The sequence below is a fragment of the Candidatus Bathyarchaeota archaeon genome (assembly GCA_023131225.1).
Taxonomy (GTDB): domain Archaea; phylum Thermoproteota; class Bathyarchaeia; order Bathyarchaeales; family SOJC01; genus JAGLZW01.
In genome coordinates this window covers 66343-89481 of sequence record JAGLZW010000007.1, presented here as the reverse complement: position 1 = coordinate 89481, position 23139 = coordinate 66343, and the positions used below count along the sequence as shown (strand labels likewise).

21 protein-coding genes are annotated in these 23139 nt (G+C 43.8%); 6 read left to right on the top strand and 15 right to left on the bottom strand.

What is annotated here, in order from left to right; all coding sequences use genetic code 11:
• Positions 1-10 precede the first annotated feature (10 nt).
• The gene (locus KAU88_01865) at positions 11-2419 is read right to left on the bottom strand and encodes a hydrogenase iron-sulfur subunit (protein ID MCK4477258.1); all 2409 of its coding nucleotides are present in this window, start codon (positions 2417-2419) and stop codon (positions 11-13) included.
• Positions 2409-3842: an FAD-dependent oxidoreductase gene (locus KAU88_01860; protein MCK4477257.1), complete on the bottom strand. Its 1434-nt coding sequence runs from the start codon at positions 3840-3842 to the stop codon at positions 2409-2411. Before KAU88_01860 ends, KAU88_01865 begins: the two co-directional genes overlap by 11 nt.
• A 177-nt stretch (positions 3843-4019) precedes the next feature.
• Here KAU88_01860 and KAU88_01855 point away from each other — a divergent pair, with 177 nt between their 5' ends.
• Genes KAU88_01855 through KAU88_01840 form a run of 4 tightly spaced genes read left to right on the top strand, consistent with a single transcriptional unit; the run spans position 4020 to position 7496 of the window.
• A complete protein-coding gene (locus tag KAU88_01855) occupies positions 4020-5048 on the top strand; it encodes a hypothetical protein (GenBank protein ID MCK4477256.1) in 1029 nt (342 codons plus the stop codon).
• 17 nt (positions 5049-5065) lie between these two features.
• A complete protein-coding gene (locus KAU88_01850; protein MCK4477255.1) occupies positions 5066-5839 on the top strand; it encodes a LamB/YcsF family protein in 774 nt (257 codons plus the stop codon).
• A 9-nt stretch (positions 5840-5848) separates the two neighbouring features.
• Complete coding sequence (gene pxpB / locus KAU88_01845; GenBank protein ID MCK4477254.1) at positions 5849-6562, top strand: 5-oxoprolinase subunit PxpB; 714 nt, start codon at positions 5849-5851, stop codon at positions 6560-6562.
• The gene (locus KAU88_01840) at positions 6540-7496 is read left to right on the top strand and encodes a biotin-dependent carboxyltransferase family protein (GenBank protein MCK4477253.1); all 957 of its coding nucleotides are present in this window, start codon (positions 6540-6542) and stop codon (positions 7494-7496) included. The genes pxpB and KAU88_01840 overlap by 23 nt, the downstream gene beginning before the upstream one ends.
• Positions 7497-7663: 167 nt before the next feature.
• Here the strand turns inward: KAU88_01840 and KAU88_01835 are convergent, their stop codons facing one another.
• From KAU88_01835 to KAU88_01825, 3 genes are all read right to left on the bottom strand, one after another.
• The gene (locus tag KAU88_01835; protein ID MCK4477252.1) at positions 7664-7969 is read right to left on the bottom strand and encodes a hypothetical protein; all 306 of its coding nucleotides are present in this window, start codon (positions 7967-7969) and stop codon (positions 7664-7666) included.
• 255 nt (positions 7970-8224) lie between these two features.
• The gene (gene sdhB, locus KAU88_01830) at positions 8225-9790 is read right to left on the bottom strand and encodes a succinate dehydrogenase iron-sulfur subunit (protein ID MCK4477251.1); all 1566 of its coding nucleotides are present in this window, start codon (positions 9788-9790) and stop codon (positions 8225-8227) included.
• Between the two features lie 13 nt (positions 9791-9803).
• Positions 9804-11504 carry a succinate dehydrogenase/fumarate reductase flavoprotein subunit gene (locus tag KAU88_01825; protein MCK4477250.1) on the bottom strand — a complete coding sequence of 567 codons (1701 nt, stop codon included), beginning with the start codon at positions 11502-11504 and terminating at the stop codon, positions 9804-9806.
• 285 nt (positions 11505-11789) lie between these two features.
• On the opposite strand from KAU88_01825, the gene KAU88_01820 reads away from it, so the two are divergent.
• A complete protein-coding gene (locus KAU88_01820) occupies positions 11790-12038 on the top strand; it encodes an Lrp/AsnC ligand binding domain-containing protein (GenBank protein MCK4477249.1) in 249 nt (82 codons plus the stop codon).
• Positions 12039-12118: 80 nt separating this feature from the next.
• Positions 12119-13450 carry a DUF1743 domain-containing protein gene (locus tag KAU88_01815; protein MCK4477248.1) on the top strand — a complete coding sequence of 444 codons (1332 nt, stop codon included), beginning with the start codon at positions 12119-12121 and terminating at the stop codon, positions 13448-13450.
• Between the two features lie 339 nt (positions 13451-13789).
• Here KAU88_01815 and KAU88_01810 read toward each other — a convergent pair whose 3' ends face one another.
• From KAU88_01810 to KAU88_01765, 10 genes are all read right to left on the bottom strand, one after another.
• Positions 13790-14560: a hypothetical protein gene (locus KAU88_01810; protein MCK4477247.1), complete on the bottom strand. Its 771-nt coding sequence runs from the start codon at positions 14558-14560 to the stop codon at positions 13790-13792.
• A 7-nt stretch (positions 14561-14567) separates the two neighbouring features.
• The gene (locus tag KAU88_01805) at positions 14568-14966 is read right to left on the bottom strand and encodes a hypothetical protein (GenBank protein ID MCK4477246.1); all 399 of its coding nucleotides are present in this window, start codon (positions 14964-14966) and stop codon (positions 14568-14570) included.
• A gap of 13 nt (positions 14967-14979) precedes the next feature.
• Positions 14980-16056, bottom strand: coding sequence for a hypothetical protein (locus KAU88_01800; protein MCK4477245.1), 1077 nt, complete (start codon positions 16054-16056; stop codon positions 14980-14982).
• Positions 16057-16074: 18 nt separating this feature from the next.
• A complete protein-coding gene (locus KAU88_01795; protein ID MCK4477244.1) occupies positions 16075-17583 on the bottom strand; it encodes a type II secretion system F family protein in 1509 nt (502 codons plus the stop codon).
• Positions 17584-17594: 11 nt separating this feature from the next.
• A complete protein-coding gene (locus KAU88_01790; protein MCK4477243.1) occupies positions 17595-19175 on the bottom strand; it encodes a type II/IV secretion system ATPase subunit in 1581 nt (526 codons plus the stop codon).
• Positions 19172-19630 (bottom strand): hypothetical protein, encoded by a 459-nt coding sequence (locus KAU88_01785; protein ID MCK4477242.1) that lies wholly within the window; start codon positions 19628-19630, stop codon positions 19172-19174. The genes KAU88_01790 and KAU88_01785 overlap by 4 nt, the downstream gene beginning before the upstream one ends.
• Positions 19631-19632: 2 nt before the next feature.
• Positions 19633-20475, bottom strand: a complete 843-nt coding sequence (locus KAU88_01780; protein ID MCK4477241.1) for a hypothetical protein — start codon at positions 20473-20475, stop codon at positions 19633-19635.
• Between the two features lie 177 nt (positions 20476-20652).
• A complete protein-coding gene (locus KAU88_01775) occupies positions 20653-21225 on the bottom strand; it encodes a hypothetical protein (GenBank protein ID MCK4477240.1) in 573 nt (190 codons plus the stop codon).
• Between the two features lie 169 nt (positions 21226-21394).
• Complete coding sequence (locus tag KAU88_01770) at positions 21395-21946, bottom strand: hypothetical protein (protein MCK4477239.1); 552 nt, start codon at positions 21944-21946, stop codon at positions 21395-21397.
• 138 nt (positions 21947-22084) lie between these two features.
• Entirely contained in the window at positions 22085-23002 is a 918-nt protein-coding gene (locus KAU88_01765; GenBank protein MCK4477238.1) for a TrmB family transcriptional regulator, read from the bottom strand.
• Between the last annotated feature and the right edge of the window lie 137 nt (positions 23003-23139).

The window sequence follows — 23139 nt, the reverse complement described above, 5'->3', positions numbered from 1 at the left end:
CAATTCCACCCTAGCTTCCTACAAAGCCTTTTTTTGAATTTTCCAGTTCCTCAGGCGTTAGCTTATTCAATGTTGCTTCCATTCCGCGTACTTTAGATGCGAATCTTTCGCCTTCAGCAGCAGAAGCCCACAGAAGCTGAAGCCTCTCTTTGTCAACTCCCAGTCTTTCCATTTTCTTCCACAATCTCTCTACTCTTTTTTGCGTTTGAAAGTTAGCGTCGATATAGTGGCAGTCGCCTGGGTGACACCCAGCGACTAACACTGCCCCTGCGCCTCTGGCAAATGCGTGTTCAACAAACTTTGGTGACACTCTTCCTGAGCACATCGTTCGAATTATGCGTACGTTTGGCGGATATTGCATTCGACTGACCCCTGCGAAATCTGCCCCTGCGTAAGCACACCAATTGCAGCAAAATGCAATTATCTTCTTGTCAGCATCTTCTTCCGTCAACGCGTCAATCTGAGCTAGGATTTGGGCGTTTGTGAAGTGGCGCATGTGTAAGGCGTCAAATTGGCATTCGGCACCACAAGTGCCGCATCCAACACATGCAGCCTCAATGACCTCGACTAGCTTGCGCTCTTTATCCACAACAATCGCATTGTAAGGACAAACTCGGGCGCATAGTCCACAGACTGTACAGTTTTCAGGAATAGGCTCGGGCGTGATGGCTTCAACAGTTACTTTTCCTTGTGCCATCAGGATGCCGGCGCGTGCTGCTGCAGCGCTTGCTTGGGTTACGCTGTCTTTTATGTCCTTTGGAGATTCGGCGCAGCCTGCTAAGAACACTCCCCCAGTGGGGGCGTCTACAGGTCTAAATTTGGGGTGAGCTTCCATGAAAAATCCGTCAGGAGTTCTAGACAGCGTGAAGAGGCGTTGAATAACGTTACTGTCATGACAGGGTTCGATGCCGACTGAAAGAATCACCATGTCCGTTTTGACTTTGTACAGCTCTTTTTGAAGCGTATTTTCTCCAATTATCCATAAGTTGTTAGTTTTCCGGTCTTCAATCACTTCTGCCGGCAATCCTCGAATAAATATTACACCTTCTTCTTTCGCCCTTCTATAGAGATCTTCAAAACCTTTTCCAACAGCCCTTATGTCCACGTAGAAAACGTATATCTTAACGTCAGGCCAGTGTTCTTTGATTAGTAGGCTGTCTTTTATCGTGTTCATGCAGCACACATTGCTGCAATAGAAGTTTCCTTTTTTAGACCGTGAGCCTATGCATTGGATGAAGGCAACCGATTCGGGAATTTTCATGTCACTTGGGCGAATAAGGTTTCCTCCAGAAGGCCCTCCCGCGTTGATTAGTCTTTCAAATTCGAGTGACGTTAGTACGTTCGGGTAATGAGTGTATCCGTAGTTTAGCAGTGAGGAAGGGTCGTATACGTCGGCGCCTGTTGCCACAATTATTGTACCGACTTCCAATTCCAAGGTTTCGGGTTTCATGTCGAAGTCAATGGCTAGTCGTTCGCAGGCTTTTATGCACTTGTCACACGCCATGACTCCTTCTTTGTTGAGGCATATTTCACGGTCAATTATGTAGGTAGATGGCACCGCTTGAGCGAAGGGTGTATAAATTGCCTTCCTCGTTGCTAAGCCTATGTCAAACTCGTTTGGCGCGGTTACGGGGCATACTTCTGAGCAATCGTTGCAAGCGCTACAATCGTCCGTTACATATCTCGGCTTTTTCAGCACTTTTACTTTAAAGTTTCCAATGTATCCTTTAACCTCTTGGACCTCACTGTTTGTTAATAACTCGATATTGGGATGATGACCTACGTCGGACATTTTTGGTGCAAGAATACAGATTGAACAGTCCATCGTGGGGAAAGTTTTGTCAATCTGCGCCATCCTTCCGCCGATGCTTGGCTCTCTTTCCACTAAATACACTTTATAGCCCGTATCAGCCAAGTCTAAGGCTGCTTGAATTCCCGCCACTCCACCACCGATTACTAACGCTTCTCTGAGTATAGGAACTTCGGTTTCGATTGCTGGCTCAAGAAGAGCAACCTTCGCCACCGCCGCTCTAACTAAGTCCTTAGCCTTCTCTGTAGCCGCTTCTTTATCGTGAAGATGTACCCAGCTGCAATGCTCTCGTATGTTTGCCATTTCGAAAAGATATTTGTTCAATCCAGCCTCTTCACACGCCTTTCTAAAAGTAGGCTCGTGGAGGCGTGGAGAACAAGAAGCAACAACTACACGGCTAAAGTTGTGCTCTTTGATATCATTTTTAATAAGCTCTTGGCCTTGGTCAGAACACGCGTATCGCGTGTCTTTTGCAACAATTACGTGGGGAAGAGCAGCGGCGAACCTTGCCACTTCTTCACAGTTCACCGTGCCCGCTATGTTTAGTCCGCAGTGACACACATAGACGCCGATTCGCGGCTCTTCTTCAACTTTCTTTTCAGTCGCCACGGTTTCTTTCCTCTTTTTCCTCAATCTCCGTTAAATATTGGTTGATGGAACACGCGGCTCGTTTTCCAGCAAGGATAGCCTCTATCACAGTTGCTGGTCCAGTGACCGTGTCTCCGCCTGCAAAAACTCCTGTCATGCTGGTTTCCATGGTAATCGGGTTAACTAGAATTCTGTTGCCTCTGTCCACTTCTACTTCTTTTGGCAAGAAAGTAGTTTCTGTTGTTTCTCCAATAGCAACTATTATCGTATCTAGTTCTAGAGAGAATTCGGAGCCTTCAATTGGCATTGGTTTTTTTCTGCCAGTTTCATCCAGTTCTCCCAACTTCATTTTAATACACTCCAATCCCTCAGCTCTTCCTTCTTTTTTTAGAATTCTTTTGGGTGCCACTAAAAATTCGATTTTCACACTTTCCTTTTCTGCTTCCATAACTCCCCAAGGGTTAGCTGGCATCTCCTCTCGTGACCTTCTGTAAAGAATAACAACTTCTTTGGCTCCTTGGCGAAGTGCGGTTCTAGCGGCGTCGACGGCAACGTTTCCACCGCCAATTACTCCTACTTTTTTTCCAAGGCTGACTTTTTGTTGCATGTTTACTTTCCAAAGAAAGCCCAAAGCGTCAATAACTCCTTCCAGCTCTTCGCCTTCAATTCCCAATTTTCGACTCTTATGGGCGCCAACTCCAACAAACACAGCTTTATATCCGTCTCGCCAAAGCTCATCAAAACTAATGTCTTTCCCAATCCTTGTGTTGGTTCTTATTTCCACGCCCAAATCTTTCAAACATTGAATTTCACTTTCTAGCGCCTTTCTGGGCAATCTGTACTCTGGCATGCTTTTCCTTAACATGCCTCCAGCCTCTGGAAGAGCTTCAAAAATCGTAGCCGAGTATCCTTTTTCTGCTAGTTCGCAAGCAGCTGTAAGTCCTGCTGGGCCTGAGCCGATGATTGCAACCTTTCCCTTGTGGCCAGTGGCTGTTTCTTTTTTTTTTGCTTGCATGCGCTGCGCGGCTAATTTTTCCAAAGCCTCAGTTATCTTTTCATCACCCACTTCTGCACGTTCAGGGTGAAAACAAGTGTACCAGCAGATAACTGGAAAAGGTACATTTTCTTCTATTATTGCAACCGCCTCTTCGAAACCATTAGAAAGTCCACGTTTTGCGGCTTCACTTTTTAGAAGTTGGAATATTTCTGGCAGTTTTAATCCTTGGGGGCATCGTTTGTAGCATTTGTAGCACCACGCGCACAGCCAAAGCCTATTATCGTTCAAAGTCTTTTCGGGTTCTGTAAGAACCTTTTGCAAAAGACTCCTAGGGTTGTAATGCGTTGACAACAGCTCTACCATAGGACAGCTTGCGGTGCAAATGCCGCACTCGAAGCAGTATTTTGTTTTTTCACGGATTTCCTTTGGGATGAGCATTGGCTTCATTAGACCTCTTGCTCCGTTAGTCGTTCTATTGGTAGTTCATTTGTTATTCTGGAAATAGAAGCGACGTCTCCGATATAAAACTTTACAAACGTAAACCTTTTGTCCAAAGCTATCAAATACACGCTACGAAACACCTATATCCAAACACAAAGCAACAAAAATAAAAAGGTTGAGAAATTGGAGAAAATAAAGGCAGTTTTATACGGCGTAGGAGCAGTCGGTAGCCTCATAGCAAAACATCTCCTCCAGAAAAAAGGAATAGAAATAGTTGGAGCCATCGATGTGGCGAAGGAAAAAGTGGGCAAGGATTTGGGAGAAGTCTTAGGCATAGGCAATCATGTTGGAGTGATTATCTCAAGCAACGCCAAGGCGGTGCTTTCAAAGACAAAACCAAACATCGTGGTGCACACAACTTCATCTTATCTGAAAGACGTTTTTCCACAGCTTGCAGAAATCGTGAAACAAGGGGTCAATGTGGTGTCAACGTGTGAAGAACTCTCTTATCCCTATCTTTCAGAACCACAACTGGCAGAAAAACTTGATGCACTAGCCAAGAAACACCAAGCCACAGTTCTAGGCACAGGCATAAACCCCGGCTTTCTAATGGACACACTAATCATCACCCTTACCGCAGTCTGCCAAAAAATAGAAAAAATAAAAGCGGTTCGAATCATGAACGCCGCCACTCGACGAGTACCTTTCCAAAAGAAGATTGGTGCAAGCCTTACCACAGAGGAGTTCCATAAAGCAATCGAAAGGAAAGTGATTACGGGACATGTAGGCTTAGAACAGTCCATCTCAATGATTGCGGCAGCCTTAGCTTGGAGGCTGGAGAGGATTAAAGTTGATCCGGTTGAGCCTGTTATCGCCAAGAAACCTGTTAGAAGCGAGGCCATCGAAGTTAAGGCTGGTTACGCGGCTGGCTTAAGACAAGTGGCAAGAGGATATAAAAAGGGAAAGGAAGTGATCACCCTTGAGTTTCAAGCATACATCGGCGCAGAGGAAGAATATGACTCCATATCAATTGAAGGCGTTCCAAACGTAAACCAGAAAATCATACCTTGTGTACACGGTGATATAGGCACTGTGGCGATGGTGGTGAACGCAATTCCCAAAGTGATTAATGCATCGCCGGGTTTAGTTACCATGAAGGACTTGCCTGTTCCTTCTGCAGCAACAGAAAACATGCGTAATTTCCTTCATTAAACTCAAGAGGCTCGTGCATGAAGCCTAAAATCGACATCAACTGCGATCTCGGCGAAAGCTTCGGTAACTTCAAAATAGGATACGATGCAGAAATTATGCCTTTCATAACCTCCGCCAACATCGCTTGCGGTTTCCACGCAGGCGACCCAGTCGTTATGGCTCGAACCGTGAAGTTGGCAAAAGAAAATAGAGTTGCGATAGGCGCGCATCCTGGGTTCCCAGATTTGTTGGGGTTCGGTCGCCGCAACATGAGCCTCTCCCAAGAAGAAGTAGAGAACATCATTATCTATCAGGTAGGCGCTCTTGCAGCTTTCGCAAAAGCCGCCAACAAGAATTTGCAACACGTTAAACCTCATGGAGCTCTCTACAACACTGCGGCCAAGAACGAAGCTTATGCAAACGCCATCATCGAAGCTTTACGTGCTGTGGACCCTAAACTGATGCTTTTTGCTTTGGCAAACTCTAAGATGGCGAAGATGGCAGCTGAGGCAGGTTTGCGCGTGGCTCATGAAATCTTTGTTGACAGGGCTTACAATCCAGACGGAAGCTTAGTTTCCAGAAACACAGCAGGAGCAGTGATTGAAGAAGCGAAACTTGTGGCTGAGAGGGCGGTAAGGATAGTAAAGGAAAAAAGTGTAACTGCTATCGATGGTCAGACTGTAAAGTTTGACGAAGTGCATACCATTTGTGTTCACGGCGACACGTCAAACGCTGTGGAGCTTGCGAAATCCGTCAAGAAAGCGCTTTTGGCTGCAGACGTTGAAGTTACGCCTGTAGGCACTTTCGTCTAGGTGCAAACTATGTATCAAACTGCGAAGCATATGCCTGTGGGCGATAGGGCGTTATTGGTTGAGTTCGGCAACACCATAAGTCTAGACCTCAACAGGAAAGTGCACACCTTAAACCGTGCAATTTCCCAACTTGAGCTAAAAGGCGTGGAAGAGTGTGTGCCAACCTACCGTTCGCTCCTTGTTTACTATGACCCGTTGAAGATAAGTTATGAACAGTTGGTTTTCAGATTAAGAGATTTTGAAGAAAGACTGGACGAGTTTAGCGTTTCAACCCGAAAACGAGTAATTGAAGTGCCAGTAATTTACGGCGGCGAATGTGGCCCCGACCTCGCCTACGTGGCTAAATATCACAACCTAGACAAGAAAGAGGTTATTCGGCTACATAGTGATAGAGAATACACGGTGTACATGATTGGCTTTATCTCGGGTTTCCCATACTTAGGCGAAGTAGCCAACGAAATCGCGACACCGAGATTTGAAACGCCACGGTTGCGAGTTCCAGCAGGATCTGTGGGAATAACTGAAAAACAGACCGGTATATACCCGTGTGAGTCTCCCGGAGGATGGCAGATAATCGGTCGAACTCCCCTAAAGCTTTTCGACACAAAAAAACATCCACCAGCCTGGATACAGCCCGGTGACGCTGTGAAATTCAAACCCATTGGAAAAGAAGAGTTTGAAGACTTCAGGAATAATAAAAATGAAACTATGCAAAGTGATTAAGCCAGGCCTTTTTACGACAGTTCAAGATGCAGGACGGTATGGTTTCCAAAAGTATGGTGTGCCGATTTCTGGAGCGATGGATAACTATGCTTTTGTTGCAGCGAATCTTCTAGTAGACAACAAGCCCAATGATGCATGTATAGAAATAACTTTGCAGGGTCCAGCGTTTGAATTTCTCAACACTGCTCAAATTGCAATATCAGGTGCGGCTCTCTCGCCCACTGTAAACGGGGAAAAGGTTGTTTATTGGCAAACGTTGCAGGTTTGCAAGGGTGATGTGCTTTCTTTTGGGCATCCGCGAAGTGGGTGTAGAGCATATCTAGCTGTGAAGGGAGGAATTGATGTACCTTTAGTATTGGATAGTAGGTCAACCTATGTTCGTGGTGGATTTGGCGGTTTTCAAGGAAGGCGGCTTAAAGCGGGAGATGTTATTGAAGCATATGAGCCTGGTATATTACTTAAGTTTGGCTTCTCAATGCCTCAAGAGCTTGTTCCGTGCTATAGCAACAAGTTAGCGATTGAAGTTGTGCTTGGACCACAATCTGACTACTTCACAGACATGGGCATAGAGACCTTTCTGTCAAGCATCTACACTGTAACCACAGAGTCTGATAGGATGGGTTATAGGCTTGATGGCTCAAGGGTGGAACAGAAAGGCTCACTGGATATGGTTTCAGACGCTGTACCAGTTGGGGCAGTTCAGGTGCCTGAAAGCGGTAAGCCTATTATAATGATGCGTGATGCACAGACAACTGGGGGTTATCCGAAAATCGCCGTGGTTTCCACTCCTGACGTTTCTCATCTTGGACAAGTCAAGCCAAACGACAAGATGCGTTTTTTAAAGATTTCGCCAAGCATGGCACGAGCAAAACTGTTAGAATACATGAGAACTCTCAGTCAAATGAAAAGCGAGCTAGTAGAGTCGAAGCTGTAAAGATTTTTTTTGGGTAAGTTTTACATTTTTTAGGTTTAGACAGCTGAAGAGCCGAATCGTAACGCGCGCGAGGGTGTTTAGAGATTGCATGTTGTATGCATGCGTACTACATGCTGTGCTGAACCTATAATCACAGCGTGCGCATATTCGTCATTAATCACATTACTCTAGCTCTCACGGTTTTTAGCTAGAACCAACTTCTTTTCAAGGTGTTTAAGGCGTAATTCTGCCTTCTCTCGCACGGAAGGGTTTCCCATATTCTTTATCTCTGGTTTTAACTTCAAAATGAGCAATTTAATAGCTTGCAACTCTGAAATGTCGAGATTTCTCCCAATGGATTCGCAACCCATGCCGATAAAGTTTAAGGGATATGGTTTGTCCTTCCAAAAAAGCCAAACCTTCAACATCTTAATTTTTACGCCGTCTTTTTCGAAAATCGGTTGAATTTTTATTCCGATATTTTTTTTATTCATTTTTCATTCTCTCTCAGACTTTCGAGGTGTAAGGTATAATTCTATCCGTCCTTGATATGCATGTTCCAAAGTAATAGCCCTTGTGCGCTACCGAAGAATAGTAGCATGCATCTAGATATATATGTGAGATTTATAAAGCCCAGAAAATTGATTCCTTTTATGCGCGCGCTTTTTGACAGGATAATAGCTTCTTTTTGGAATGATGGTACCCTATCAAATTGGAATGCGCGCATCGAAGTCCACTAATTTAATGTACTACATGGCTTCTTCTAGAAGCTCTAGAATATCCTTCACCACAATCTTGTCTTCCACATCTAACACTTTCACCGCATCTTCCAAAGTTGTAACACAGAACGGACATGCTGTGGCAATAACTTCGACACCAAGTTCTAATGCCTCTCTAACACGATCAATACTAGGCCTCTTTTCAGGAGGGGCATCTTCAGTCCAAGTTCTTCCAGCTCCTCCACCACAGCAAAAGCTGTTCTCCCTTGTTCTCTTCATCTCAACAAGTTCTAAACCGTTTATTAACTTCAAAATCTGTCTGGGTGCTTCGTATATTTCGTTGCGTTTGCCTAGGAAGCAAGGATCGTGGTAAGTGATCTTTTTGTTAACGGGTTTGGAAAGTTTTAGCCTGCCATTTTTGATGGTTTCAGCGAGAAATTCTGTATAATGCTGAATGCGAAGCCCTTTATCACTGTATGGCTTGTCACTTTTGAAAGTGTTGTAACAGTGAGGAGACAGCATTATAATTTTCTCTGCATTGAACTTTTCAAACGTTGAAATGTTATGTTCGGCAAGCATTTCGAACAATCCTTTCTCGCCAAGTCGTAATATGTGATCTCCACAACACCATTCTTCAGTGCCAAGTGTTGCAAAGTCAACACCTAAACTATTGAATACTGAAACCATGGATTTGGCAATTGCTTGACTTCTCTGATCATAAGCTGATGCGCAACCCACAAAGGACAAGATGGCAGCTTTTTCAACGGTTGGAAACGTTTTAACGTTCAAGTCCTTAGCCCAGTCCATTCTTTTACTCGGATGCATCCCCATCGGATTATGATATCTGACAACGCTTGTAAGTACGTCCTTGACTGTTCTCGGTATATTACCTGTTTCTACCACGAGGCCGCGTTCGTCAACTATCGAGGATGAACAATCAACCTCTTTAGGACAAAACATTGTACACGAGTTGCAAGAGGTGCATAGCCATATGTTGTCAGCCATAGCCTTCAACCGTTCAGTTGTGCCTTCATCTCTTGAATCTGAAACAAACCGATAATTGGTAGCATAAGCGGAAGGCCCTAAGAATTTCTCGTCTATTGCGGCTGGGCATGCAGAATAACATATAGAACACTTGATGCATAGTGTCAAGTCCCAGTACTTTTTAAGATCCGTTGGTGATTGTATAAATTCGTCAGGCTTCTTAAACGCCTCCTCAGGCTTGATTAAGACGGGGGTTATTCGGTTGTATGTGTCAAAGAATTGTTGGATGTCCACAACTAGGTCTTTTATGACGGGCATGTTTTGGAGCGGTTCGATGACCAAGGTGTCAGAGTTTAGATGCAGTACTTGTGTGTAACAGGCCAGCATGGGTTTTCCGTTAACCATAATTCCACAACTTCCACACACTCCCATTCTACATGAATGCCTAAACGTAAGCGCCCCATCAAAATTGTCTTTGATATACATAAAAGCATCAAGCAAGGTCATCCCCTTGCAGACGGGTACTTTGTGCGTAGATATGTAATGCCTTTCGTTTTGGGGATTGAAACGGTGTATTTTGAATTCAACAGTTTTCTCAACTTGAGAATTCACGCATATTCATCTCCTAATAGGCTCTTGCGGCAGGAGGCCACCTGGTTATGGTAACTGGAATGTACTCGAGTCTGGGGCCTTCCTTTGTGTAGTAAGCAATAGTGTGTTTCAGCCAATTTCCGTCATCACGCTTGGGACAGTCAAGTCTGGTATGAGCTCCTCTCGATTCTGTTCTAGCAAGTGCGCCTGCTATCGTAGCTTCAGATAGGTCCAAGGTGAAGTCAAGCTGCAAGGCTGCTACAAGCCCAGTGTTGAATTGCCTATCTTTGTCTTCAACCCTTATGTTTTTGAATCTCTCCTTGAGCCTCTTTAGTTCCTTCAAACCGCTCTCCAGTTCGTCGCCTTTTCTGAATACCCACACTTTCCCACTCATGATACCTCTCAACTCATCTCTGATAACAGGAACTTTTTCGTCGCCTTCGCTGCCCAAAATTTCGTCAAAAACTCTTCTTTCCTCTGCCAAGATTTTTTCACGTGGAATTTCTCGAAAACTGTTTGAAAGAGCGTATTTGGCAGCTTCTTCGCCAGCAACAAATCCAAAAACTAGGCAATCAGACGTCGAGTTAGTGCCGAGCCTATTTGCTCCATGCACATTTAAACAAGCGCATTCGCCAGTAGCGTAAAACCCTGAAATTGGCGTTTCCGTCTTTATGTTAGCATGAATTCCTCCCATAGAGTAGTGAGCTGCTGGCCTGATAGGTATTGGTTCCTTTACAGGGTCTACTCCACTCAGTTTTATAGCAACGTCGCGGATAAGAGGTAACCTCTCGTTTATCTTCTCCTCGCCCAAATGTCTAAGATCTAAGGCTATGTAAGGTCCATAAGGGCCTTCTAGTCCACGTCCCTCCTGAATCTCTATTGTCTCTGCTCTGGAAACAATGTCTCGTGGAGCTAACTCCATCTTTTCAGACGCGTAGCGTTTCATAAAACGCTCACCCTTAGCATTGACTAAGTATCCCCCTTCGCCACGGGCGCCCCCAGTAATCAATATCCCCGATGGAACCATCCCTGTGGGATGGAATTGGATAAATTCCATGTCTTTTAGAGGTACACCCGCTCGATAGGCCATAGTCATCCCATCTCCAGTCGCCGTATGGGAAAATGTTGTAAACTGATATACACGTGCATAGCCGCCAGTCGCCATTATGACGGCTTTGCTGCGAAAGATGGCCATTTCACCAGTCTTCAGTTCTATTGCCGTCAAACCTGCTGCAACGTTATCCTCAACGATAAGGGAAGTAACAAACCATTCATCATAGAATTTTATGTTATCATATGCCTTAGCTTTTCCATCCAATGCATGCATCTCGTGAAAGCCTGTCATGTCAGCTGCAAAGCATGCTCTTGGAAAACTGTGACCGCCAAAAGGACGTTGATTTATTTTTCCATCCTCGGTTCTGCTCCATGGGAGCCCCCAATGGTCTAATGTAATGATCTCCTCAGGAGCTTTCCTGACAAAGAACTCTACAACGTCTTGGTCTGCGAGAAAATCCGACCCTTTAACGGTGTCCCAAGCGTGTAAATTGTAAGAGTCACCCTCTCTTAGCATAGCAGCGGTGCCGCCTTGTGCGCAGACCGAGTGCGAACGTACGGGATAGACTTTAGAAATTACGGCCACGTCGATTTTTCTGTTAACCTCGGCAGCGGCAATTGCAGCTCTAAGGCCAGCCATGCCAGCTCCCACTATAACTATATCATGAGTTAACGTTTCCAACAATCTCACCTTATACTTGCTATTTGAAGAGAAACACTAGTCCGCAGACCAACGTTTATATTTTTCCAAAATTGCATACAAAATAGCTATCAAGGGGTTTGGAAACAAAGAATTCATCATCACTATGCTTGACACGAAGCCAGAGGAGTCAACCCCACAGCCCCCAGCCACAAAGAAGTCTGTGGAAATTCATGAAGCAAATGGATCAATACATTGATGCTCAGCACCGAAAGTAGCAAAATATTTTAGGTTACACCTCTAAAATAGGAGATGAGGAATGATAAATTGCCAGTAGCTTTTGTGCTAATAAACACCGAAATCGGCTCAGAAAGCGATGTGCTAAACACCTTAAAAGGAGTTCAAGGAGTGACAGAATCCTACGCAGTCTATGGAGTCTACGACGTAGTCGCAAAAATCACCGCAGATACTATGGACAAACTCAAAGAAATAGTCACATGGCACGTGCGACGACTCGACAAAGTCCGCTCCACACTAACCATGATAGTAGTCGAAGAACCAGCAGCCTCCACATAAAACAATCCTTTTCTCTTTTTTCATCTTCGGCACAGACTTTTTATCACAGATTACAAACATTCAAACACGCTGAATTGCTAATGGTTACCTTACATGTCGGCTTCGACGACACAGATTCTCCAAAAGGCGGATGCACCACCTACATAGCTGCCTTACTCGTAGAGAAACTGCAGAAACTAGGCGCTACATTCAATGATTACCCCAACCTCATCCGCCTGAACCCCAATGTACCTTGGAAAACCAGAGGAAATGGTGCCCTCTGCCTGCGAATGACATGCAACGAAAACATAGTAGACACGGTCTTTGAAACCGTAGCTGACACTGTAGAAGAAAACTCAGAATTGGGTTTCAAAGACACAGATCCTGGCATCGTCTTTTTTCAAGGCGCTGAAATCCCCCGAGAAATCAAGATTTTCGCTAAAAAAACTATTCAAAGCATCGTCAAAATGGAGGATGCTTTAAAGCTCATAAGAAGGTTCAAGGCAGAAGCGTTGGGCTACGGAACAGGGTATGGTATAGTCGGCGCCCTAGCCGCAATAGGTGAAACTTTGGACGGAGACCACACTTATGAAGTAATAGCGTATAGAACACCCGAAAACCGAGGTAGCCACCGACGATTAGACTCAGCGTCCGTCAGAGAAATGGACCGGAAAACCAGATCCCAAACCTTCAACAATATCGACCCTGAAACCAAACGTATCCTCATTACCCCCAGAGGTCCAGATCCTATTCTCTACGGTGTCAGGGGAGAAACTGCAGAAGCAGTTGTTCAAGCCTATAAAATGATTCGACCGTTGGAGCCGATAGAGAGATGGGTTGTTTTCCGGACAAATCACGGAACAGATGCCCACCTGAAAAAAGTCAAAACAATAGGCGACATCCAGCCATACTATCCGATAATTGTCATTGGTATCGTAGCTTCGAGGCCTAAACTGGTTCCTCGGAGACATAGGGTATTCTCGATAAAAGATGAAACAGGCAAGGTGGACTGTGCTGCGTATGAACCAACTGGTATTCTGCGGAAGATTGCAAGACAACTAATCATTGGAGACGTAGTGGAAGTTTGTGGCGGAGTCAGGCCAAGCTCCATAAAACATCCGTTAACGATTAATCTTGAAAAGTTACGAGCCCTCAAACTTGCACCTAAACTAGCATCTCACAATCCGAAATGTCTGAGATGCGGTAAAAAAATGAGTTCTATGGGGGTAGGTCAGGGATTTCGATGCTCAAAGTGTGGGTTTCGCTCTTCGGATCTGCAAAAGAGGGTGGTTGAAGAAAAGCGAGACATCACCAAAGGACTTTTCATTACTTCTCCGCGGTCGCAGAGACACTTAACCAAGCCTTTGAGTCGTTATGGAAAGGAGAAGATGGACAGACCTAAGAACATATTAGCATGCTGGCACTGCCCGTAGTCTATTCTTCTTTTGCTTTGAACATTTCAAGAAGCAGATTATACAGTTCTTCTCCGCCTTTGACCTCGGTGAAAAGCTCTTTTTCAGCCCTCAAGATGCGACCAGCAGTATTGTAGGTTTTGCGCCACTCCAACTCTTTTCACATTAGTTTGTAATTTCTGAGTTCAACTCAAGCTCTGAACGTTAGAACGAGAAACATGCCCACAGTGACTATCAGGTTCAATAGGTATATCTGCAGCAAGTTCAACATTAACCACCTTTACAACAAATCTTAACGATCAATAGAAGATTTAATTCTATCTCCCAATGGGCACGCCCTTTGAGTGATAGCCTACTAGTTCATGTAACACTCGTGCACGTTGCGTTTGCTTGGACATATATCCCTCTTATGTCGTACACTTGAACAGAGACGTTTACGTTTTCTCCGGGGATATCTGCCTCAAAGGATACTAGATAAGTTCCATTTCCATAATCAGCAAAACTATAGCTACTTTGTTTGTCTGCGCGCTGCCAAGAACCAGAATCTTCGTATAACACAGTGACGTTTTCAGCCAGTGCAGGGTTTCCTTCATTCAGCACGTTGCAGGTAACGTTTATTTGCTTCACGCCGTCTTGCAACGTTTGATATATGCCTTCCACGACAAGTGACGTAGTTATGTTCACAGCGTAGGGCAATTTAACATTGACTTGGCGATCAGAAAGTGAGAAATCAAAGTTGGCATAAGCACTTGTGATGCCAAATCCATCAGTGTCCCATGATAGACGGCTTCCGTTAGTGTATGGCGGCGCATTTCTAAGTGTATGATTGAGAACCGGCTTACCAAACATGTACAAGCCACCCGTGAAGGATGCCCATCTTTCCAGATTTGCGGAAAGAATTGGCCCCTCACCTCCAACCGAGATGTTAGCCAACGCGCCGGTAACTACATGTTTCGAGCCGAGTTTCACAGCTAACACAAAATCGTTTACCCTTATTGACTCGATTCCATCCAGAGATCTGCCAACTTCGTAGATGTAAAGCTGCGTCGATAACAAAACAAGACTTACCACTAAGACTGCCAACACTAGAATTTGCCCCGAACAGTGTCTTTGATTTTTTCTTCTTTTCACAGTTGGTTCACCTTGCTGTTGCTAGTTGCAAGCGAAGGAGATAATAGCTGCCTTGTGAGGTTGCACTGGCGCAGGGATATTGAATGGAAACTACGTTTTGGTTTGGCATTATGCCGTTTGAGATGGAGACGTTGTTGACTGGTTGCAGATTTTCGTTGTAAACTGTGAAATTGTAGGAGACGCCTACTGGCAACAGTGTATTCAATGCATCTGCCAAAGTAGTCCAGTTTCCATCGTCAACAAGTCTGCCGAGTTGACCATCATTGTCCATAGATACAAGCAATTGCATTCCCATAGTTGTCAAGTCGTTGTCCTTACCAGGGTTGGATGCAGGAGAAATCAGAGTGGTCATGGTCAAGGCTGAGAACAACAGCAGAACTGACAGAAACGCTTCAACGATTCTCATCTGTCCCCTATTGTTAGGCATCGTAGTTTTGCACGCTCCTACACGTTATAATAGACTCGTAAAGGACTGAGTTTATGCTAACAATGTAAGTTAAAGCTGCAGTCTTCGACATAGTGGTCAAATCGACAAAGTCTGCACCAATTTCTAATGGTAACTGTGGATATGCAGTCCATTCTGCAAAAGAAGTTGAACCATTGTTTCCATTGAGCACAAGCATCATAGGACTGACGTCTAGAAGATGTGGAATACTATATTCAACTGCTTGGTTTCCAGCAGCGATTTGTGAGAGGTTGAAATGATAGTTGCAGGTGAAGACGTAAGCGTTCGAAATCTCTACTGTCTGGTATTGAAAAGAGACGTTTAAGACGTAGTTTAAGGGGCTGAGTTGGAGAAAAGTTCCATTAGGTTCGGGAGTTTCAGAGTTATGACTAAAGGAATGCACGTTAAAAGCCATCATTCGAGAATCCGCTTTTGCTTTCGCAAACACCATAAATAACGCCATTCCGTTAGGCGAATTAGGTAAGGTAGCGTTTACAAGGTCTACTCCGTTAGAGCCAGTTGAAGAGGAAACGTTGTTGCTGTATGTTTCGACAACTGTGTAACACTGCAACCACGCCGAAACTGGAAACCCGGATTTACTTGTGGAAACCTGAAACGTATAGGTGGTTTCTGTTTCTCCACTTTGGTTCGAGACTAAATTTATGGAAACCTCAAATAGGGGATGAATTTTTATGTTTAGAGATATGTCTTTGGTTCCTAAGGCTGCTGAAATCTCTTGGTAAGTAATTGAGTGGATGCTGTTATTGTTCAGTCGGGAAACTTTGTCTAAATCAAGTTCATAAGGCCTTTGAGTTTCTGATGCCAAACCGAAAGCTGTTGGAGCAACGTCTGCCATTTTTCCCCAATTGGACGGCTTACCTGTGCTTAGAAGTAGGTATTCAGCCAAACCTCTGCAACGTTCCATTCCGTTCATGTTTGATAGATCGTTTATGTAGGGCTGCATAACCTTAGCTGTGCCAACCATTGCTGAAACAATGAGAATGACCATTAGCGAACATGCAAAAAATGTGTCCACCGAAGATGCAGGCATCTCTTTAAAGCCACGCTCCTATCCTGATACAGCTCCAAGCATCCCAGCAAGGTAGTTTTGAGACAGAATGAGAGAGACATAGCCAGTGACTGCAAGCATCGCTGAATATTTAAAGCCCGCCGCAAAAGTGCCTTCGCTTATTTTGCCTATGAAAAAGCCGGACATCCAGCATTGAAGGATTATACCTATAGAAAATATTAGGATTTGATGTTGCATAGAGCCGAACGTGGCTGGTGAAGAGCTTGGCACGGTGATTTGGGTTAGGACGCCGATTGTTATTGCCACTATGGAGGTTGTGAGGGCTATCAGCACGCTCCAAACGAAGGCTAACATAACATAGGGTTTGAGTGTGGCCCGCTTGTCCGCCTCTATCTCTTTTGTCCTTTCACTATAATTAGATAATATTTCTAACGCGTCTGCAGAACCGCCACCAAACTCTATGGTTTCAATCAAAATTAGGAAGTACACCAAAACTGGCCAGCTTCGAATTTGCTTTGTTATGTTGCTGAAAATCTTTCTAAGCGGAACTCCCCACTCAATTTGGCTGCGAACAAGCTGCAAAGTTTCATTGAATGATCCATATCCTGTCCTTTTGGTGGCGTGGATGATGCTTTTCACAGGTGAAAGACCGATTTTTCTAGACTCGGTTACGTCTCTGAGAAAACTGGGCATGGCTTCTTCTGCGGCAAAGTTTTCTTTTGCGATTTTCCGGTAAGCAAAAGCAGGAGGCAGAGAAATGGCCAAGAGGCAAATTATTACTAGTCCTGGTAAAGTCAACATTTCAATAATGAAACCTAGTTGTGGCAAGAACATCGCAGCGGCAAAGAATCCTGAAGCAGCTCCGCTCGAGAATATAACATTGCGGTAAACTTCTTTGATAGAGAGTAAGTTGCTTTGACGCGCAAGATTAGCTATAGCCATGAAAATTAATGTGGTAAATGGAGTTGCGAGAAAAATCAAAGCATACATGAGGGGTTGTGAAGATGAAGAGGCCATACCTACAGACGTAGACTCAAAAGTGTTTGTTGCAGACATTACAACATACAGAATGTAAATACAAAGTGTAACAATAAGCATAACCGCATACGCCTCAACCAATGTTCCCAGCTTTTCAATCGAACGAAATGCACCTGCACTTTGTACTTCTAGGATTGAATGAAGTTTGTTTCTTAAGAAATTAACCACGTTTATACCGCTTTTTACCGAGGAAACATAGCCCCCAAGGAAGTCGTGGTAAGTTTTTGAGGTTGCTTCTTCAGCTTTTCTGTACATCACGGTCAAAGGGTCATATCCTAAAACTTCAACTTGCCGCACCACTTCCTGAGCTTCCTTTTGAGTTTTGGGCAGCAAACTGATTCGACTCATTTTTTTCCACGCATCATAAACGGCGATTCCGCTAGCTGCCATCAAAGTAAACAACATTACAGTGAAAGGCATCTCTTTATCAATCTCGGAGGCCTTTTGCTTTCCAGAAAGCAACGTTATCATTGAACGGAATATATTTAGTGGATTATAGCTAGACGCCAACGTGCTCTCACCTACTCAATCTTTCTCGAACCTTTAGGATTGTAGTAATATTTGCTCAAGACAACATTTACGCTACGATGATCTCGAATATTACGCTCTGCCATGTTTAGCAACGTTTTTTTCCGTTGTTCTAAATCATCTAAAACTTGCTCAATTGAAATATCAAGATTCCTCGCAATCTTAGCTACCAAGTAGCTGTTGCTCAGGTCTTCTTGAAAAGTATCTGTAGAAGCACTCCATGTGAATGCGTCTTTTATCGAGTTTGCATTTTTTATCTCAGCCACTCGAATGAATTTTCTACTGGAAAGCCTTTTCTCACCGCTTAGGAAGATAGGTGTTCTAACATGCTTTACGATAATTGCACAGTTCATTAATGGAATGATGGATGATGGAATGTTCATCGGAGGCTGTGTCAATCTTTGAATCGACGTCTCTACGTCTTCCGCATGTAGAGTGCATAAACCGCCGTGTCCTGTCGCAAGAGCTTGAAAGAGTACGTAAGCTTCTTCGCCCCGCACCTCCCCCACAATAATCAGGTCTGGACGATGTCGTACAGCTGATTTTATCAAGTCGTAGAGTGTGATTTCTCCTTCGCCTTCCACTCCGAATCCTGAGCGGGCAATGGTCGCAGTCCAGTTCTCATGAGGCAGGTTAATTTCAGCAACTTCTTCAACAGAAATTATCTTGTAGTTGGGTCTTATCAAGCATGCTATTGCGTTCAGTGCAGTTGTTTTGCCTGCTCCTGTCGCACCCATGATCATCACCGACATTTTGTTTTCCATCAGAAGCCACAAGTATGCTGCAATGTTCTCGTCTATGGTCTCGTTTTCAATTAAGTCAACTATGGTGAAGGGGTCCTCTCGGAACTTTCGTATGGTGAAGCTTGTTCCTGAGGGGGTTGTTTCTTTTCCATAGGATACTGCCAGACGGTGCTGTCCGGGTAGAGTGACGTCTACTATGGGAAAGGCTATGCTAACGTGTTTTCCTGCTTTGTGAACGATCTTCATGACAAAATCGTCGAGTTCTTGTTCTTCCCTGAAAAAAATGTTTGTTCTAATGTTTTCGTATCGTCTGTGCCAAAGGAAAATGTTTTTGTTGACTCCGCTGCAGCTTATGTCTTCTACGTAGGGGTCGAACATTAATGGATCGATTCTTCCGTAACCGACAATGTCCCGTTCCAGATAGTGCAGTATCTTTCTGAGGCTTATGGTAGAAACATTCTGGAACACTTTTTGGTGCGAGTCAATTATGTCAGGCATTTGGGTGTGGAAGGACTCGCTTAGTGTTTCGTCGCCTTCGGGAGCTTGAAGTTCATATTCCGAGATGTTTCTCATTCTGAAGAAAAGGTCGTTTTCTTCTTTTGTTAGAGGTAGTTCGTCGACAATATACAGGTATGCTCCCGTTTCTTCGTTTTGAACTATAGATGCGTAAGAGAAGGGAGCTTTTAGCGGGTAAGTTTCAGTCTCAGTGTATCCTTCGGGGACAGTCCATCTTTTTAGGTTTAAGTATCCAGCTAAATCTTCTTCTGAAATGCTGAATTTTATTTTTTCTTGCGTTTTTCCTTTTCTTTTTTTTCGCAATTTTACCTTCACACATTTTCCCTCCAAGTATTAAGATGAAGATTGACCGTTGACCCGTTCATGTAACATTTTAAAACTGCTGGACCGTAGCCGCTAGAGTAGTTTCCTAGGGCAGAAACCGTTTTTGGGAGATATACTCTGTTGGCTATGTTGCCTTTGTGTATTGACCCCAAAGCACCTTCAATCCATGCTTTTGAGGTCATGTTGCGAAGTCTAATCCAGTATTGTTTGTTGCCGATGGCTGAAGGTAGCTGCAAAACCGCTTCTGAAGTTGAGTTTGTTACGGTTGTTAATGTTATGAGCTCGTATCCTTTTGATGCTATGCGGCCCAGCAAATTTTCCAATTGCTCCATCTCTGGTATGGTTCTTAAGGTCGCTGCATAGGCACTGAAGGAAGAAATGAGAATAGTGGATACTGCGACCAAAGCGAAGAAGGCATAGAGATAACTTGGCGCTATTGCCGGCATCTTCAAGCTCCTCCCTGTATCCTCTCCAGCTTGACATTGCACACCAAGGTTTCAACTTTTACGAAGGCTCCGCTTGCGTTGCTTGATACTGGAAGTATCACTGCGTCGCTTCTTCCATCCAAAGTTGCTTTAACGAATATGGAGGTTATCGGATAGGAGAAATTGTAGGTTTGCAGGTTGGAGACTACATTTATGCATGTGGATTTGATGTTGAATTCGCCTTGGGCAATCAGGGTTGTTGACGTGTTCAAGTTGATTATGTAAAGTCTAAGCGTGTTTACTGGTTTTCCTTGACTGAAGCCAGTTTCGCTTATGGTTGCTAGAGGGCGATAGGTAAGCGTTAACTCTGGCGAGGGTATTCCAGGCGATAAATAGAGCTGCGCCATTGTAAACGCGCTTTGGTTGATCACTGCTCTCCTATCGCCACTCATATAAAACGTAGACACCGCAATTTCAGCTGATGGTAACTCGTAAACAGCCTTTCCTATGCTGCTATTAAAAACCACAGCGTAGAATGTATCGTTGTCTGTAACGTTTACTAAGAGGCTTTTCGCTACGGGGTATGTTTTAAATATACCACCCGAGTCCTCGAAATGATAGACGCTGGAAGTGCCTGGAAACCACTCTGTAAATCCTATAGAGTCTTCGAAGCAGATCATGTTTTGTTTTGCCACGGCTATGTTGAGAAGTTGTCCTCTTGCTTGGATTTTAGCCACAGAAACGTAGTAGGTTGCTGATACGATTAGAGTGAGGGAGACAAATAACATGAGAAATGAAACAGGCAGTGCAGTTGCTCTTTTTGACAGCAAGAAACGTAACGCTACCTTCCTTTTTCTGCGATTCAATTAACATGCCCTCACTAGCAACCGTAAGCTACGAAGCTTCAACCAATGGTTCTTGAAGAAGCAATAATACGGTTTGTGTGTAAAACAGTACTACACATCAGAATACAGCATACGTATTCAAAGACGCTGTAATCGTCTCATAAAAAATGGGAAAAAAGAAAAGGGTATGCCTCTTTTCTAAGAGGCTGCTTCTACGTTGCTTTCTTTGTAGTACTGAGCATTGGCAGTAAAGACGTTGATGCCCACAGTGACACCGATGTCGCTAACTGAAATGTGATCTGGGTTAGATATGTAGACTATTATGCTCCAGCCAGACTTCAAAATCAAATCGCTTCCAGCAGATCCTTGAGTTAACGTGTAGTTTGTGCCGCCAATGATTACATATGATGGTAGAACACCTGTAGTAGCGTTAGTAGGTGTAACATAAGGTATATCTGCGTTTATGGTAGAAGTGGTTTTATTATACCACACATTAGTGTACGCACATTCTTGTCCTCTAACAGTGATTTTGTCCAGAACCATGTCACGACCGCCCGTATTGATTATTAGGAATCCCGTTTCAGCAAAGACGTTGCCATCATGCCATGTGTGGAGCTTGTAAACTTGCAGGCTTTCTTCTTCTACTCTGGTTGTGGTCACGTTGATGGCGTAGAAAGTAACGACAGTTGCAAGTAGCACTGAGACTACCAAGATTATCAGCGTTGTCACTACGGTACTGAGCCCTTTCTTACTCTTCAAAAGACTTTTCATTTTTTTCTCTCCGTTTATCGGCGAGAGTTTAGCGTTTAAGAAATAAGATAATTTGTGTGTAGAACAATACTACACATCCTGAAAGCGCATTATCCTCGAGTTTGACAAACAGATCAAACTACAGGTATTTGCTTTATATATTCAAAGAAAATGAAAAAAGGAAGGTTTGTTATTCTGATGCTTCCACGTTGCACTCTTTGTAGTATTGAGCGTTGGCAGTGAAGACTGTAATGCCAATAGTAACGCCTATGTCGCTGACTGATACATGGTCAGGATTAGCTATGTATATTACCATGGTCCAGCCGGACTTCAAAATCAAATCGTCGCTAGCTGCAGAGAATGTGTACGGTGTCGTGCCAATAGTTATGCTACCGCCATCCGTAAGCGTCGAATTATATTGAAGATCAGCGTTGATGGTGCTTGTGGTTTTGTTGTAGAAAACCGTACTCCATGCGCATTCTTGACCTCTAACTGTGATCTTGTCCATTACTATGTCTCGTCCGCCAGTGTTTATTATGAGAACAGCTGCTTCTGCAAAAGCTGCACCGTTATGCCAAATATGTTGCTTAGACAGTTGCAAACTCTCTTCTTGAACCCTGGTCGTTGTTACGTTGATGGCGTAGAAGGTGACCACCGTTGCAAGCAGCACCGAAACTACTAGGATAATCAAAGTTGTAACAACTGTGCTGAGACCTTTCCTGTTTCTTAAAACTTGCTTCATAATATTTCCACCTAACAACTATTGATACAAAAGTATGTCGCGGCGAAGTATGTTCGTTTGTGTGTAACGAAACAAGACGCAACGCAACGATAAAAATCGACGTTTATTCTTTCAAATACGGTGACAAAATGTGGTTTTCTAAGATGAAGAAACGATTTTCAAGGGTTCTTCAACCTTCCACAACTCCGAAAAAAGCTTCCCTAAAGCCTTAACGAAAGCCCCGTAATTCGTCCACAAAGCCGCAATTTTCGCCCGCTTCGCTTTTCCGCCATAATTTTCAGTATTTTTTCTAATTGTAAGGAGAAGCTGCTCTTGATCCACCAAAATGAACGTGGGAACATCTTTAACATCTGAAAGCGCATACCTCATATTCGTCAGCCTTATTTTTTCAACAAAAAAGCGGCTTTTCGGCGAATTACATGTCAGAAGTTTAACATCGAAGTCTTTCTTTGAAAGCCTTTCAAGTTTATCCATAAAACCTGAATGGTATAATCTTGCAAGGTCTTCTTCAGAGGCAAAGACGTTGATTTCACCCTGCGCGTTTTGGATTATTTCGTTTGCCTTGAAACCAATCTGCTCTTCACCTTCAAGTATCTGGAAGACTTCCTTTCTGTTCTGTTTCACTTCAGGACGGGGAAGAGAGAGCCATATGTTGATCAAGTCTTTCTTTTTCCTTTCTAACCGCTGGATTCTCAGCTTCTTTGCCTCGATAAGAGCATCTATTGCCCGTTCGAAAGGTGTAGCGATGAATTTCAAAGGCTTCTCGAAAACTGATGATACTAAGCTTCTCTTTTCCAAGTCTCGCAGTATTCTGTAGGTTTCTGTTCTGTGGAGACTAAGTGCCTCAGAAATCTCACTTGCTTTTTGTTCTCTGAAACGAGCAAGGTAAACATAGACTCTGATTTCGTTCTTAGACAGACCGAGCTTTTGAAACATATTCTCAATGAGTTCTATGGATCTAATTGGTCCCTTATCTTTTCTAACAAATTTCCATACCCCAGTGTTTTTGTCATAAAGTTTAACAACTTTTTGGGGGCTTTCTACAATTGTTTCCATGAGCAAACCATCCTTAAATATTCTAAATCTGAATCGAAGTAAGTTCGAGTTCTGAGTTCAACTTCTATTTTATACTTCTGAACTCACAATATGAATTAGAAATCAACAACACATCCAAAATCTGGCAGACATATTCT

Bases quoted from the DNA above. Each gene is read 5' to 3' on its own strand.
- KAU88_01800 (MCK4477245.1), bottom strand. From the start codon at position 16,056: ATGCCTGCATCTTCGGTGGACACATTTTTTGCATGTTCGCTAATGGTC.
- KAU88_01860 (MCK4477257.1), bottom strand. From the start codon at position 3,842: ATGAAGCCAATGCTCATCCCAAAGGAAATCCGTGAAAAAACAAAATAC.
- KAU88_01850 (MCK4477255.1), top strand. From the start codon at position 5,066: ATGAAGCCTAAAATCGACATCAACTGCGATCTCGGCGAAAGCTTCGGT.
- KAU88_01775 (MCK4477240.1), bottom strand. From the start codon at position 21,225: ATGAAAAGTCTTTTGAAGAGTAAGAAAGGGCTCAGTACCGTAGTGACA.
- KAU88_01805 (MCK4477246.1), bottom strand. From the start codon at position 14,966: ATGAGAATCGTTGAAGCGTTTCTGTCAGTTCTGCTGTTGTTCTCAGCC.
- KAU88_01815 (MCK4477248.1), top strand. From the start codon at position 12,119: ATGGTTACCTTACATGTCGGCTTCGACGACACAGATTCTCCAAAAGGC.
- KAU88_01785 (MCK4477242.1), bottom strand. From the start codon at position 19,630: ATGCCGGCAATAGCGCCAAGTTATCTCTATGCCTTCTTCGCTTTGGTC.
- KAU88_01840 (MCK4477253.1), top strand. From the start codon at position 6,540: ATGAAACTATGCAAAGTGATTAAGCCAGGCCTTTTTACGACAGTTCAA.
- pxpB (MCK4477254.1), top strand. From the start codon at position 5,849: ATGTATCAAACTGCGAAGCATATGCCTGTGGGCGATAGGGCGTTATTG.
- KAU88_01765 (MCK4477238.1), bottom strand. From the start codon at position 23,002: ATGGAAACAATTGTAGAAAGCCCCCAAAAAGTTGTTAAACTTTATGAC.
- KAU88_01770 (MCK4477239.1), bottom strand. From the start codon at position 21,946: ATGAAGCAAGTTTTAAGAAACAGGAAAGGTCTCAGCACAGTTGTTACA.
- KAU88_01835 (MCK4477252.1), bottom strand. From the start codon at position 7,969: ATGAATAAAAAAAATATCGGAATAAAAATTCAACCGATTTTCGAAAAA.